The organism is uncultured Ruminococcus sp., from assembly GCF_947301925.1.
Taxonomy (GTDB): Bacteria; Bacillota; Clostridia; order Oscillospirales; family Ruminococcaceae; genus Ruminococcus.
On record NZ_CAMYUE010000002.1, the window covers coordinates 199618 to 214391 of the forward strand.

General features: G+C 51.0%; 14 protein-coding genes. 4 read left to right on the forward strand and 10 right to left on the reverse strand.

Annotation, left to right across the window (positions count from 1 at the left end):
- Positions 1 to 38 precede the first annotated feature (38 nt).
- The 4 genes from Q0Y65_RS04315 to Q0Y65_RS04330 all read left to right on the forward strand — a co-directional run bounded on the left by Q0Y65_RS04315 (position 39) and on the right by Q0Y65_RS04330 (position 4862).
- A complete protein-coding gene (locus tag Q0Y65_RS04315) occupies positions 39 to 2306 on the forward strand; it encodes a penicillin-binding transpeptidase domain-containing protein (RefSeq protein WP_297957548.1) in 2268 nt (755 codons plus the stop codon).
- A gap of 123 nt (positions 2307 to 2429) precedes the next feature.
- Entirely contained in the window at positions 2430 to 3284 is an 855-nt protein-coding gene (locus tag Q0Y65_RS04320) for a VanW family protein (protein WP_297957551.1), read from the forward strand.
- A gap of 149 nt (positions 3285 to 3433) precedes the next feature.
- On the forward strand, positions 3434 to 4222 hold the full coding sequence (locus Q0Y65_RS04325) for a M23 family metallopeptidase (protein ID WP_297957554.1): 789 nt from the start codon (positions 3434 to 3436) through the stop codon (positions 4220 to 4222).
- Between the two features lie 100 nt (positions 4223 to 4322).
- Entirely contained in the window at positions 4323 to 4862 is a 540-nt protein-coding gene (locus tag Q0Y65_RS04330; RefSeq protein ID WP_297957557.1) for a flavodoxin family protein, read from the forward strand.
- 40 nt (positions 4863 to 4902) lie between these two features.
- Here the strand turns inward: Q0Y65_RS04330 and Q0Y65_RS04335 are convergent, their stop codons facing one another.
- The 10 genes from Q0Y65_RS04335 to xylB form a co-directional block, all read right to left on the reverse strand.
- Positions 4903 to 5232, reverse strand: coding sequence for a hypothetical protein (locus Q0Y65_RS04335; protein WP_297957560.1), 330 nt, complete (start codon positions 5230 to 5232; stop codon positions 4903 to 4905).
- A gap of 20 nt (positions 5233 to 5252) precedes the next feature.
- The gene (fba, locus tag Q0Y65_RS04340) at positions 5253 to 6116 is read right to left on the reverse strand and encodes a class II fructose-1,6-bisphosphate aldolase (RefSeq protein ID WP_297957562.1); all 864 of its coding nucleotides are present in this window, start codon (positions 6114 to 6116) and stop codon (positions 5253 to 5255) included.
- A 308-nt stretch (positions 6117 to 6424) separates the two neighbouring features.
- Complete coding sequence (locus tag Q0Y65_RS04345) at positions 6425 to 6793, reverse strand: hypothetical protein (RefSeq protein ID WP_297957565.1); 369 nt, start codon at positions 6791 to 6793, stop codon at positions 6425 to 6427.
- A 312-nt stretch (positions 6794 to 7105) separates the two neighbouring features.
- Positions 7106 to 7303 carry a (2Fe-2S)-binding protein gene (locus Q0Y65_RS04350; protein WP_100218852.1) on the reverse strand — a complete coding sequence of 66 codons (198 nt, stop codon included), beginning with the start codon at positions 7301 to 7303 and terminating at the stop codon, positions 7106 to 7108.
- 28 nt (positions 7304 to 7331) lie between these two features.
- Entirely contained in the window at positions 7332 to 8675 is a 1344-nt protein-coding gene (gene murD / locus Q0Y65_RS04355) for a UDP-N-acetylmuramoyl-L-alanine--D-glutamate ligase (protein ID WP_297957568.1), read from the reverse strand.
- Positions 8672 to 10054: a hypothetical protein gene (locus Q0Y65_RS04360; protein WP_297957571.1), complete on the reverse strand. Its 1383-nt coding sequence runs from the start codon at positions 10052 to 10054 to the stop codon at positions 8672 to 8674. The genes murD and Q0Y65_RS04360 overlap by 4 nt, the downstream gene beginning before the upstream one ends.
- A gap of 20 nt (positions 10055 to 10074) precedes the next feature.
- Entirely contained in the window at positions 10075 to 10464 is a 390-nt protein-coding gene (locus Q0Y65_RS04365) for a metal-dependent transcriptional regulator (protein WP_297957574.1), read from the reverse strand.
- A 149-nt stretch (positions 10465 to 10613) separates the two neighbouring features.
- Positions 10614 to 12671, reverse strand: coding sequence for an Eco57I restriction-modification methylase domain-containing protein (locus Q0Y65_RS04370; RefSeq protein WP_297957577.1), 2058 nt, complete (start codon positions 12669 to 12671; stop codon positions 10614 to 10616).
- Between the two features lie 50 nt (positions 12672 to 12721).
- Entirely contained in the window at positions 12722 to 13225 is a 504-nt protein-coding gene (locus tag Q0Y65_RS04375; RefSeq protein WP_297957579.1) for a GNAT family N-acetyltransferase, read from the reverse strand.
- 6 nt (positions 13226 to 13231) lie between these two features.
- Positions 13232 to 14755, reverse strand: coding sequence for a xylulokinase (gene xylB / locus Q0Y65_RS04380; RefSeq protein ID WP_297957582.1), 1524 nt, complete (start codon positions 14753 to 14755; stop codon positions 13232 to 13234).
- Positions 14756 to 14774 lie beyond the last annotated feature (19 nt).

Sequence of the window (14774 nt, forward strand, 5' to 3'; positions counted from 1 at the left end):
CAGCAACGTGCGGTCATAATCATAAAGGAGGCAGACTTTTGAAAGGATTTGCGGAAAATCTCAAATCTATCCTGATAATACTGCTGGTGGTCGTTCTGGCTCTGCTCAGCTCCCTTCGCCTCATGAAGATACAGGTGGTAGGCGACAAGGAGATCAAGGCTCCGCAGCTGTATGAGCCGGGCACACTGACCTATACCAAGGGCATAAAGGCTACCCGAGGCGAGATAATGGACTACGCAGGCAATCTGCTGGTGACCAACGACTCCCGAACCGACCTTGTGCTCCGCATGGCCTTCTTCCCCACAGACCTCCAGGAGGGCAACAGGGCTCTGCTGGGTATATACCGCGCTCTGGAGGAAAGAGGCATAAAGTTCAAGGAGTCTATTCCCATATCGTTCAACAAGCCATATGTTTTCAAGTCGGAGGACACGGAGGAGCTCATCTCCGACCTTAACCTCAATATCTACGCAACTGCGGACAACTGCATAGACAAGCTCATTTCCGACTATGAGATAAGCGATAAGTATACCGACGAGGAAAAGCGTATCATCGCAGGTATGCGCTATCAGATGATAGACAAGGACTTCTCCTACAGCAACGATCTCCTCCTTGCAGAGGGCGTTGACGAGCAGACTGTCATAGATATGAAGGAGCTGGGCAACTTCTACCGCGGCATCGAAGCCATAGACGCCTCCGAAAGGCGCGTGGTGCGCGGCGATATCCTCCCCCATGAGATAGGCACTGTCGGTCCTATCTACGCAGAGGAATACGACGAGCTGAAAACAAAGGGCTACAGCTATAACGATACTCTCGGAAAGAGCGGTATCGAAAAGGCCATGGAAACTCCCCTCCGCGGTATCAACGGCGAGGAGCAGATAGCCGTCAAGGACGGCGTTGTACGCGATATCAGGACCATCACCGAGGCCACCTCGGGCGAGACCGTAAAGCTCACCGTTGACGGAAGCTTCCAGCTGAAGCTCCAGGGCATACTGGACAATTTCCTGACCAATACCTTCCCCGCCCTCAATCCCAAGCCATGGGTGCTGAAGGGAAACTGCGGAGCCATATGCGTTCTTGACGCCAAGACAGGCGCTGTTAAGGGTATGGCCACTGCTCCCACCTATAACCTGAAGGACTACGTTGAGAATTACGAGTATTTCTTACAGGCCAAGGATTCACCTCTGGTAAACCGCTGTACCTACGGCCTTTACCGTCCCGGATCCACATTCAAGACCATAACCGCTACCGCAGGCCTCAACGAGGGCGTGGTAACAGGCGGCACTCCCCTTGTATGTAATCAGGGCTATGATTTCTACGGAACACATTACTCATGTACGGGTTATCACGGCAATATCACCATGCGCCGTGCAATCGAGGTATCATGCAACTCGTACTTCTACGAGGTATCCCGTATGCTGGGTATCGACAATATTACAAAATACGCAAAGCTCTACGGACTGGGTGCCAGCACTGGCATAGAGACAGGCGACGCTCCCGGTTACCTCTGTAACCCCGAGACCTTTGCCGAGCACGGTCAAGAATGGTATATCGGTTACGTTATACAGGCAGGTATCGGTAACCAGGACTGCGGCATGACTCCCATTCAGATGGCAACGGTCGCCAATACTATCGCAAACCGCGGTATCAGATATCAGCCATATCTCGTCGACAGCTACTATGACTACGGTACAGGCAGTCTCATCAGAAAGACCGAGCCCACCATTGCCCAGCAGATAGAGCTGAATACTCCCGACCTCTATGATTATATCGTAGGCGGTATGATGGACGCCGCAAAGAATATGCCTGCCAAGTACTCGCTCAGCGACCTTGGCTTCGATGTGGCTATCAAGACAGGTACTCCCCAGACAGGTAAGGTGCTGGACGAGCAGAACTCCTTCTTCATCGGCTTCGCTCCCGCAAACAATCCCGAGATAGCCTTTGCAGGCGTTATCGAGAGCGGTGAATACTCCAAGTACATGATACGCGATATCCTTCTCGCATATCAGGAGTGCTACGGTCTTAACGGAGTAAAGCCCACCAAGCAGAAGCTCCCCGAGGAGGTCCGTCACGAACTGGTGACCTCCACAACTACGGAGTCCACCATAACTACCACCACTACAACCGAGGCTATCGTAACAACAGAAGCTCCCTATGTGCCCGAGACCGAGGCTCCCTATGAGCAGCCCCAGCAGCCTCAGCAGCAGCCCTGGACAGAATATCCCGCTGCTGTCCCCACAGAGCCTACAACTGCATACGACCCCAACGGCTACGCTCCCGAGGCCTCTCAGGAGCCCGACTACAACTGACATAATAAGTCAAATATAGCAATAATTGAACAGCATTCGGAATTTATATCCCGAATGCTGTTTTTTTGACTTGACATAAGCAGATTTTACGGTTATAATTGATAATAAATAAACAAAGTGGAGATGACAACAATCAAAAGGAAGCTTTTTTGCGAGATATCGCCCCTGACCTATGCGATATCCGAGAAAAAATGTATATTTATAAGGTCAGTGAAAAACCTTGTGGGGCTGCGGCACCTTGCAAAGACCAGACAGGAAAAGAATCTGAAGTATGTTATCTACAGGCATAATTCACTCATAAGACGCAGGCTGGGCAACGTAAATATGGAGCTCCAGGAGAACAAGGCTGTAAACCTCGGCCTTGCCGCTCCGAAAATAAACAAGATACTTATACGCCCCGGCGAGACCTTCTCATTCTGGTATCTGGTGGGAAAGACCACTGCCAAAATGGGCTACAAGGAGGGACTTACCATATTCGGCGACCACACCGCTTCGGGAACAGGCGGCGGAATGTGCCAGATGACAAATCTCATCCACTGGATGATACTTCATTCGGAAATGAAGATAACCGAGCACCACCACCATGACGGTCTCGATCTCTTCCCCGACTTCCAGCGAAAGATCCCCTTCGGCACAGGTACATCCATAATGTACAATTATCTGGACTACCGCTTCAGGAATACCACTGACAGAACGTACCAGCTCATAGTGTATACTACCGATGAATACCTCTGCGGCGAGCTCCGTGCGGACAGCCCCCAGCGCTACAAGTACCATATACAGGCCGAGGACGTTTACTTCTCCCGCGAGAACGGCGTTGTCTACCGCAACGGCAAGGTCTACCGCGACAAGGTGGACTGCGTCACAGGCAACCACCTTGGCAGAAAGCTCATCCGCGTGAACCACGCAAAGGTAATGTACGATACCGAGGGTCTGGATATCAGGGAGGAAGTCCCCTCCGAAGAAGCTACAGTATAAACAGTACAGTTTTGCCCCGAAGCATATCAAAGAGCTTCGGGGCATTTTATTCGTAAGCTATACGGTCTACGTTATTTTTATTGATAGTCTTTTCCTTTTCTATGTATATTTTCCGATTTTATGACAAAAATAATGTCGGAGGTGTTAGTGTGAAGAAAAACGAACTGACCGATAAGCATTACGGAAAAGGCTCAAAGGGCTTCTACGCCGCACTGGGTATCAGCGCCGTCATGATAGGAGCTGCCTGCCTTTTCGCTCACAAGCAGGGGGACAAGCTCCCGGAGATACGTCCCTCGGCGGAAAAAGCGCCAATAGTACAGGACGCTCAGGTCAACAGGCCTGTTACCGACATACCCAAGGTCACAGCTCCGGCATACAGAGTTACGACACAGACTGTCACCGCTCCTGTGTTCAGCGACGAACCTCAGGTCACCATTCCTGCTGCGGATATCATCGCCGATGTCCCGCCCGGACAGGAACACGGCTTTGCGGAGCAGCCAGCGGCGGCGGTGGAGAATATGTCGGGGGCAGGAGCTCCGCTGAAAGAAATGAGCAATGTACTGACCCCTTTCAGCGGCGGCGAGCTGGTAAAGAACGAGACCACAGGCACCTGGCAGACCCATAACGGTACGGATATTGCCGCCGAGGTGGGAACTGACGTCTATGCCACTGAAAGCGGCGAGATAACCGCTGTCACAAAGGATCCTCTCTGGGGCGTGACAGTCCTCATCGACCACAAAAACGGCTTTACCACAAAATACTGCGGACTTGGCTCCGATCTTGCGGTACAGCAGGGCGATACCGTCACCACAGGCGACCTCATCGGAGCTGTGGGCGAAACAGCTGATATAGAGAGCTCGGTACAGAGCCATCTGCATATCGAGATAACCCACAACGGAGACTTTATTGACCCCATGACCGTTCTCAGCACACAGTAAAAAAGGATCACTTCCGCAAAACGGGAGTGATTTTTTTCTTGACATTTTTCATTTTATGTGGTATAATCCGATTTATATTTTATAAATCGGAGGTATCATCATGAATGCACTTATCATCAATTGCAGTCCCGTGCGAAACGGCGCTACTGCGGAGATAGTCCGTATAATCACCGAAGAGCTGTCAGGGCGTTACAACGCAAAGGCCGTATGTATAGACGACTACAGCTTCAGCTTCTGCAAGGGCTGCCGAAGCTGCCACAAAACTGCAATGTGCGTTCAGAAAGACGATGTGGAGACTCTGATGGATGAATTCGAGAAGGCAGACATCATCGTGTGCGTGGCTCCCTCCTACTGGGCGGATGTGCCAGCCCAGTTCAAGGCCTTTATCGACAGGTGTACTCCCTGGAGCAATACCCACCAGCCTCACAGAAGTCTAAGCAGGGGCAAAAAAGGCTATGCTGCTGTTCTGCGGACAGGTCCCAATATGAAGGAGTGTGAGCGGCTCATAGGTACTATCGAGCATTTCTACGGTCACCTTGAGATAGAAGCCTGCGGACATATGGGACTGTGCTCGGTGGAATGCAGAGACGATGTAGAGCCAAGGATCAGCGAGATCAAGGCCTTCTGCAATGATATATGAAACAAAAAAGCCTGAGGAAATATCCTCAGGCCTTTGTTATCTATCTGGGGGGAAGGAACGAATTCAATGTATTGACAAACTTCAGAACATTTCCTTCATTTCTTGATTTTGCAGCGATCTCTGTACCAAGATTTGACACGCTGGCAATATTCACGCCTGTCTTTCCGTCGGGAAGGACACCCAGTGTGATATTTACCTTTTCACCGTATGTCAGAAGTGAGAGACCTGTAGAAAACTGCACCTTATATGCTGCTCTGTCAGCCTTCTTGAGCTTCAGCTTCAGAGTGGAACCGGTACGCATGACCGCATCCAGCACATAATTTATATCATAATTGTAGACATAGTTCTGCTCATAATGTCCCCAAGCCATAGCTGTTCCCTCCTAAGAAATTATGCCTTGTTAACGCTTCCGAAGAGCTCCATCTTCTCCTTGACCTTAGCCTTGATAGCCTCAACACCGGGTGCGAGAAGCTTTCTGGGATCGAAGCCCTTGCCCTGCTTGTCCTTGCCTGCCTCAACGTAGCCTCTTGTAGCCTCAGCGAATACCAGCTGGCACTCTGTGTTAACGTTGATCTTTGCAACGCCGAGAGAGATAGCCTTTGTGATCATATCGTCGGGGATACCTGTACCGCCGTGGAGAACCAGAGGCATATCGCCTACTGTCTTGTTGATAGCCTCGAGAGTCTCAAAGCTGAGTCCCTCCCAGTTTGCAGGATATACGCCGTGGATATTACCGATACCTGCTGCGAGGAAATCTACGCCAAGATCAGCGATCATCTTGCACTCTGCGGGATCTGCGCACTCGCCCTTGCCGATAACGCCGTCCTCTTCGCCGCCGATAGCGCCTACCTCTGCCTCGATTGAGAGACCAAGGTTATGAGCAGCGTTTACCAGCTCTGTTGTCTTGGCAACGTTCTCGTCGATGGGGAAGTGTGAACCGTCGAACATGATAGATGTAAAGCCTGCCTTGATGCACTTGTAGCAAGCCTCATATGAGCCGTGGTCGAGGTGAAGTGCAACGGGAACTGTGATACCGAGAGACTTGTCCATTGCTGCTACCATAGCTGCAACTGTCTCGAAGCCGCACATATACTTGCCTGCGCCCTCTGATACACCGAGGATAACGGGAGAATTGCACTCCTGAGCTGTAAGGAGAATAGCCTTAGTCCACTCAAGGTTGTTGATATTGAACTGACCAACTGCGTATTTGCCTGCTCTTGCTTTCTGGAGCATTTCTGTAGCTGAAGTTAACATAGATATAATTCCTCCTGAGAATTCATTTACGGGGCTTCTGACCCCATCGTTAATATTATATCATAGCTTGCTGTGAATTGCAAGAGTTTAATAAAAATTTAGCAATAATAGTCTATTCAGCAAGTTTTTAGCGATCAGTGTGCACAGTGAATAGCAGAACTGATCAGACAGGCTGTTTACAAGGCTTTATGAGGATAATGCTTCAGGTAAGATATCCGATGAACGCTGCGCTATGATATCGGCGGGATATGAGGACGAGCTGATGGAGAGCCTTTTCTTGAATAAATGCTGTTTCAGGCGTTCTGTTCTCAGAGCAGAACTTCATTCGTTCGATACTGTATTTCGTAATGAAGTACCTTTTTACACAAGTTACAGTAGGTTTTTATTTCACGGCGCTGGTATTCGCGCTTTACCCAATAAATACGTAATCTATTAGTAAATAGTCCATAACCCGCAGACACCCCGGGAACAGCGATACTCTCTTCTTTATAAGTTACCCAGCCTGAATCCTCAGTAACTACATGATAACTTCCTCCATGACAATTATTACAAGTAGTTGCACTTGCAACAATTGTGTTGTCCTTCTGCGGTGCGATAGTTTTTGTTAAGGTTGTTCCTGTTCCAAGGAGTGTGAATGCCATAGCAACTGCTATGAGTTTTTTGAATGCCTTTTTCATTGTGTATCAAGTCCTTTACATAATATTTAAGGGAACGCCCCTTATGCCGATATTATATATTACTTTCAAACTATTGTCAATATTTTTGTGTGATTATTCACAAATAAGAAACAAATGATACAGGCAAGCCACATATGTAATTACTTGCAGAGAACGCCGCCTCCCCACGTTCCATGCAGTTATTTTGTAGTGGCACACAGTGTTCGCCTGTTTGTTTGCTTGGATATCCCAATACAAATACAGGGGCTGATGACTACATCAGCCCCTACAAATCGTATATTGCATAAAGTCGAGGGCGGCGTCCCATGCCTATCATGCCATCATAATTTCTGATATAACTTTCATTATGTCATCATGACAGCCGCCGCAGCCCGTGGAACAGTGAGTAGCTTCCTGTACCTTGTCGAACAAAGCCACAACGTCTGTGAGCTGCTCATTATCGTGAAGAGCGTCCTCAACATCGAAATAGGTAACGCCCATGCAGTGACATATCTCGTAATTCTCTTTCATTTCAAACACCTCTCTGTAGCAAGTGAGTTTACTTCATATCGGAAACAAGCTTCTTGAAGGCGTCGCCGCGCTCCTCGAAGTTCTTGAATATGCCGTAGCTTGCAGCCGCAGGCGACATAACGCAGCTCATGCCCTCGGGAGTTATCTCCGCAGCAAGCTTCACTGCGTCCTCAAGGTGGTCTGCGTAGTATACGCGGGATCTTTTCATGAACTCTTCCCTTGCCTGTATCATATCATATACTCTCTTTCCTGAAGCCTCCATGCAGATGACTCTCACGTCAAAGTCCGCAAGGAAGTCCACAAGGGGGGTATAGTCGATGCCTCTGTCCATACCGCCTATGAGGATAGTTCCCACCTCGGGAACGCTCTGCAATGCAGATATTGCCGTAGCACAGGCAGTTGAGATAGAATCGTCATACCAGCGTATGCCATTTACGGTGTCCACATATTCAAGGCGGTGAGCCAGCGGAGAGAATGTACAGAGAGCCTTTGTGAAGTCACCCTCCCGTATGAACATGATTGCGATAAAGTAGGCAACAGCTATGTTGTAGTGATTGTGAACGCCGAGAAGCTTCACCTTGTCGGTGGGGATAACGTAGGGCTCTGCGCAGTGAACCATGCCGCTGTTCACATAAACATCGGCGCTGCTGTCCCTGTCAGAGACAGTGTAGGTGTTCCATGAGACAGGCTCTTTCGGAGCAATATCCGAATTAATGAGCAGAACGTCGTTCTCATGCTGGTGCAGGTATATGTTCTTCTTGGCGTTATAGTAGTTTTCAAGTGTGCCGTAATGGTCGAGGTGCTCCTCATAGAGATTGAGGAATACCGCGTACTTCGGCGATACGGTCATATACTCCAGCTGGTGGCACGAGAGCTCGCAGACCACGACTGTGTCCTCCTCCATGCCCTCGGCGATGTCGAAGACGGGGATACCGATATTTCCTGCGATACGGCAGTCAACTCCGCTCTCCTTCAGCACATGATATATAAGAGAGGTAACGGTGCTCTTGCCCTTGGTGCCCGTGATGCCGATTATCTGCTCGCGGAACACCTCGAAGAACACCTGCGTCTCGCAGGTTATCATGCAGGAGAGCTCCGAAAGCGGCTTCTCCAGCACGATACCAGGGCTCTTGAATACCATATCGAAGCTGTTCAGGCAGTCCTGATATTCCTTGCCGCATATGAGCTCCACGCTGTCGGGAAGGCCGTTCGCCTCACGGTCTACGGGATTGAGGTCGGCAATGGCCAGCGAGGCCTGTGCGCCGTATTTCTCAAGTATCCTGTAGGTGGACTTTCCCTCCCTGCCGAAGCCGAGTATGCACACTCTCCTGCCGTCGGTGTACCGTTTTATATAGTCTCCGAAATTATTCAAAGCAGACGCTCCATTTCATTCTTTAGTATAGTTTTGAATTCGTCGGGCAGAAGATTCTGCTCGTTGAAGGAGCTGCAATACTCCTTGTTGATGCGGTCAATGCTGACCGGGCTGTACATTCCCAGCGCCTTGTATTCCTCAAACAGCAGCGGGAGCTCCTCTCCTTCACGTTCAAGCCTGCGTATGGCAAGGGACACCGCAAGGTTCACCTCGTCGATACTGCCCACGCACTCAAAGGGCTTGTGCTCTGAGCGTCCTATGAGCTCGATGAAGTATTCCTTCATCTTCTCATCGTTGAGCATATCCTTTCCGAAAATGCCCCTGAGCTCAGAAAGGCTGAGGAAGGGCGAGAGTATCAGGCTGACAAACAGGCACTTGGGACACTCTCCGCACCATATATCGGGAGATACCTTGCTGCCCAGATTGCAGCTCCTGAACACGGGGAGATACTTTCTGTGAGATACGAACATCTTCGCTATCTGGAACTCTGAAAGAGGTCTCAGGAAGCTGAAGTAATACTGTCCCGTGCGCAGGTACTTCTCCTCATAGCTGTGGAAGTCCTGCTCGAACTCGAAGCTCTTGGAATACTGGTGATTAACGTCCTGCCCCACAACAGTGCTCTCGTTGGCGCTGGACTCGTTGGACAGAACGATGTATTTCAGGTCGTTGAGGTATGCGGTTATCTCCGCAGAAAAGGCAACTATCGCCGAAAAAGGCGTATGGCCGTTGATGAAGCCCTTACTGTTAAGGTCTACCAGCGAGCGGTCAAAGTGACGGTGAGCCGTTATCAGTGCCGACTCGGGAAGTCCCGCAGCCGCTACCGTACCGCTTATGGAGCGGCGCTTGTTTATGGAATAGCACTTGCAGTCCATGCCTGCGCCCACAAGAGTCTCAAGAGTGAGGGCTGAGTCCTTTCCGCCGCCTATTGGCACAAGACAGCCCTTGGGCTGACGGTCGGTCTCGGCAAGGGAGCTGTCATAGCTTCCCGCGGAGACTATCTCCACAAAGTCGTCGGGATCGGCAGATATGCCGTTTACGAAGAAAAGCTCGCCGAGTCCCATGAACCACAGCTTCTTCCACCACTTCTTCTGCTCCTCGTCCAGTTCTCCGCATTCTGCGCGGAAAAACGGCGAGCAGGTGGCCTTCCAGTAGCTTACCGCCTCGGCCATACCCAGTGAAAACGCCAGCCTTTCAAACTTCAGGTCGCCCTTTACGGACATACCCGCAGGCCTGGCAAATGTCCAGCTGGGACGGAACTCCGCAAGTCCCTCTATGCCGAATTTATAGCCGATCTCAACGGTCTCGGCAGTCTCGTTGACGTTATAGGATCTGTAAACAAAAACGGGATACTTCTCCCTGAATTCTTCAAATTTACCCATTGCTGCCTCCGCTCGGTGTCTCACTTTCCGTCCTCATTATTTCCCGAAAGCTTCAGATAATGCGCCTTCAGAAGCGAAAAAGTCTCATCTGAGATATCATGCTCCACCTTGCAGGCGTCCTCTGCGGCGATATCCTTCTTGACGCCAAGATATGTGAAGAATGAAGTGAGTACTGTGTGTCTGTCATATATATGCTCCGCAACTCTGCGGCCTGCGTCCGTAAGCTTTATATGATTATCCCCGTCAACAGTCACAAGTCCCTCGTCCTTCATCTTCTTGAGTATGATAGATACCGTGGGGCGCGAATATCCGAGGTATGAGCATATATCTATAGCATGAACATCAGGCTGCTTCTGGGAAAGAATAAGAATGGTCTCCAGATAGTTTTCAACTGCTTCAGTAATAGCCATAACGATTCTCCTTTGATAAAATTTTTACCGTGTTAATCATTGTATACATATTCATTATATCATACTATCCGCAAAAAAGCAACATCCGCCGTAAATTCTTTCCTCCCCCGGATAAATTATATTCGATCTCCACTGCTATTAAGCCCTTTTCACAGCAGAGGATGACGGCGGAAATCCCACGAGGTCTCGAAGCTGTCCCAGTCCTGACGGCACAGGGCGATATTCTCCCTTACAAGAGCGTTTATCTCCCGGCTCTGTCCGGTTTTTCCGGGCATGGGCAGCCTTGCTATATCCCCGGGGTTCATGTTGAGTGTGGGATTCAGCACACGGGAGAGCTCGCGGACAGGCTTGCTGTTAAGCAGTCCCAGCAGGAAGAGCAGCGCCTCCTCATCATCGGGGAAGGCACTGGTGCCCGCCACGTTGAACATAAAGTTTTCGTCGAAATACCGCACGGAAAGCTCTCCGCTGGTTATCTGCGACCAGCTTACCGAGGGGCGGAAATTATAGGCAAGCCCCTGGGGACGCGAACGGAGCTTCCCCTTTTCGTCGCGGAAATCGTTTATCTCGGCGCCGTCGTTCTCCCAGTTCACTACGAACTCGCGGTTCCCGTACCACTTTCGGTAGCTGCCGCCCTTGTTGAGCAGATACCATTTCTTTTTACGACTGCCCGAAAATGCAGTATTGTTCTTTTCAACCTCAAACCACCTGCGCAGGAAACGGTCATTGTCTCCAGTTATAAGCCCTTCGCGGACGGGTATGAGACTCCCCAGCGGTACGCCCTCAAAAGCACGGAGTACAGCCTTCCCAGGCCAGTATGCCACAGGAGAAGTCGGGATCCGCAAGAAATCCGCCGCCGAAGCTGTGAAGCGGTATCGGCAGTCCTTCTCCGACAGGGCCGAAAGCACCATTTTACGCTGCTGTTCCATATCTCCCCTGAAGTCTGTCAGCCGCAGGAATATGCCTGTATCGGAAGAATGGTCCTTTCTTGCCGTGAACGAACACAGGGGCACAGTGGCGTCCCCAAAAGCAGAATACTCGAAATGAATGAGGGTCTGCACAGGACACTCGGTACATATCAGCCGCCGAAGTTTCTCATAGGACTGCAGAAAGAGCCATGTAGCAGGAGTCAGGAAGCCGATATATCCGCCTTTGCGGAGGTTTTTTATGCTCCTCGCCATAAAGGCTGAAAACAGATCTGCGCTGTAATCACGGTAGTCCCTGTCCATCAGCTCCGACAGCTCGCGGTTCATGGCGGACTTTCCAAGGTAGGGAGGATTGGTCACAATTATGTCGTAATCCTGAGTCAGAAGCTGACCGATAATTGCGCTCTTATCATTACGCTCCGTAAGATCATCGCAGCTCATGAGTGAGCCTGCCGCCTGACTTATACCTGCAAAATCATACACCATAGGACGTGCTGACGAGCCGTATGCGGCCGCTTTCATGCGCAGGGCAGTCTCCGCCAGAGCCCTCGCCCTCTCGTCCAGCTCAAGGCCGAAAAGATTGCAGCCGAGGGTCTTGTCTGCCGCCTCTTTATCCGTATATCCACATTTGCGGTAGAGCTCCATGAAAACGTCAAAGGCATAGAGCAGCACATTGCCGCTGCCCATGCATGGGTCAATGAACCTTATTTCCTCCGGAGCGCGTTTTTCCGCCTCGGCACCGCCGCCGAAGCTCAGCTCCCCTGCGCCGGTATCATAGCCCATGCCCCGCAGATACACGGTCAGGGTATTCTGCACCATATACCTCACTATCCACCGCGGAGTGAATATCTGTGTCGCCGCCGCTATCCTGTCTGCGCTTAGACGTTTGCTGTTTTTCAGACCTGCAGCGATCTCGTTCCTGATAGGCTCGTTGAAATACTGGTGGAGCTGTCCCAGTGCGTATCCGCCGTCAGATAATGCGTCGCCCAGCATGAGGAGCTTCGCAGCTGTTCCGCCGTCAGCTATCAGCTGCGGCGGAACGGGCAGCTCGGGGTACAATGTGAATATACCGCCGGATATGCCGCCGAGCTGCCTGCACTTTTCCGTGAAAAGTGCACTGCGAAGCTCCCCAGGGGCGTCCATAAGTGCGGAGATAAAGTCGGGCTCAGCCATATATGCCGCGCATAGCCGCATAAAACCGTAATAGGCCGTCTTTTCGTCGGAATCCGCCATGAGCTCGTTTCTGGCGCTTACGGCGAATCGTTTCAGCTGTGCTGTATCCACATTATACCTCCTCACAATTTCCAAAGGCGGACATGAAGTCCGCCTTTATATTATCTGATATGAAGCTCCGAAACAATGGCCTCAAATACTGTCCTGCCGTTGTCACGGGAATACTGCGCATTGTACTCGGGAACAAAGCCGCACTTTTCAAGCACCCGTCCCGATGCAGCGTTATCTCTGGCATAGTAAGCAGTGAAGTCCCTGATACCGCGCTCCGAGACTGCCCACTCTATAACAGCCCTTGCCGCTTCGGTGGCATAGCCCTGCCGCCAGAAGCGACGGTTCAGATTGTAGCCCAGCTCGTAAAGACCGCATTTTTCACTCCATTCCAGAGTGATGTCACCTATGACCTTTCCTGCGCCTTTCAGCTCGATGGCATACTTGTCGCCGTCCGCGATCCACTCCTCTATCCTCTGCCGCGTCTCTTCGATGTCAGCGTCGCAGGGATAGGGCATGAACCTGTTCACCTCGGGATCGGAGCGCCATTCAAAGGCGTCCTCTGCGTCGGAAGTTTGAAACGGACGTATTAGAAGTCTTTCGGTCTTTATTTCCATTAATTATCAGAGTGAAGCCAGCTTTGCGAACTGTGCCTTCAGTGCGGGATAGATCTCTCTGTAGAGCTGATAATACTTCTCGTACTCGGGAACGTTCTTCTCGTCGGGAGCCTGTACCTTGTCGGTCCTGATGATAGCTCCGCAGGCCTCTGTTACGCTGCTGTAGATGCCAGCGCCAACGCTTGCAAGGATAGCTACGCCCAGTGCGGGTCCCTCCTTTGAAGCAACTGTCTTAACGTTGCAGTTGTAAAGATCGGCAAGCATACTTCTCCAGAGCGGTGAGGATCCGCCGCCGCCGCAGGCCATCATGTCGTTTACGTTTACGTTCATCTCACGGAATACCTCTACGCAGTCACGGAGAGAGTAGGTAACTCCCTCAAGAACAGCGCGGAGCATATCCTTTCTTGTATGTATGGCTGAAAGGCCGAAGAATACGCCTCTTGCGTCGGGATCAAGGTGAGGAGTTCTCTCGCCCATGAGGTAAGGCAGATAGAGAAGTCTGTTTGCACCTACGGGAACTGTCTCAGCCTGCTTGTCCATGAGGTAGTACTCGTCAACGCCCATGAGCTTTGCGGTCTCCTTCTCGGTCATGCAGAAGTTGTCCCTGAACCACTTCAGTGAAAGGCCTGCGCCCTGTGTAACGCCCATAACGTGCCATGAACCCGGAACTGCTGCACAGCAGGTATGAACTCTGCCCTTCTTGTCGATGGATATATCCGAAGTATGAGCGAATACAACGCCCGATGTTCCTATAGTTGTAAAGGCCTTGCCGTCCTCAACGACGCCTGTGCCCACAGCAGCTGCTGCGTTGTCGCCTGCACCGCCTACTACGATGGTGCCCTCGCAGAGACCGAGAGTCTCGGCCATCTTCTTTGTAAGAGTGCCTGTTACCTCACAGCTCTCATGCACCTTGCCCAGCCAGTTCTTGTCGATCTCGAATGCGCTGAGGAGCTCGTCGGACCACTTGCGGTTAGGTACGTCAAGAAGCTGCATACCGGAAGCGTCGGATACCTCTGTTGCGTATTCGCCTGTGAGTATGAGTCTCAGATAGTCCTTGGGGAGGAGAATATGAGCCACCTTTGAGTACACCTCGGGCTCGTTGTTCTTTACCCAGAGTATCTTTGCGGCTGTCCAGCCTGTGAGGGCAGGATTTGCCGTGATCTCAACAAGCTTTTCCCTGCCGACGATACGGTTCATTTCCTCTACCTCGGCAGCTGTTCTCTGGTCGCACCAGATAATGGACTTGCGGAGAACGTTGTTGTCCTTGTCCAGCATAACGAGACCGTGCATCTGTCCCGATATACCGATACCCTTTACGTCCTCCTTCTTAACGCCGCTCTTTGCCATTACAGCCTTTACGGTCTCGATCATTGCGTTTGCCCAGTCAGCAGGCTCCTGCTCCGCATAGCCGTTCTTGGGCTGATACATAGGATATTCGATGGTCTTTGAAGCGATAACGCTTCCTTTCTCGTCAAAAAGGACTGTTTTTGTACCGCTGGTACCGCAGTCCACACCAATTACATATGCCATAAAATGCAACTCCTTTTGA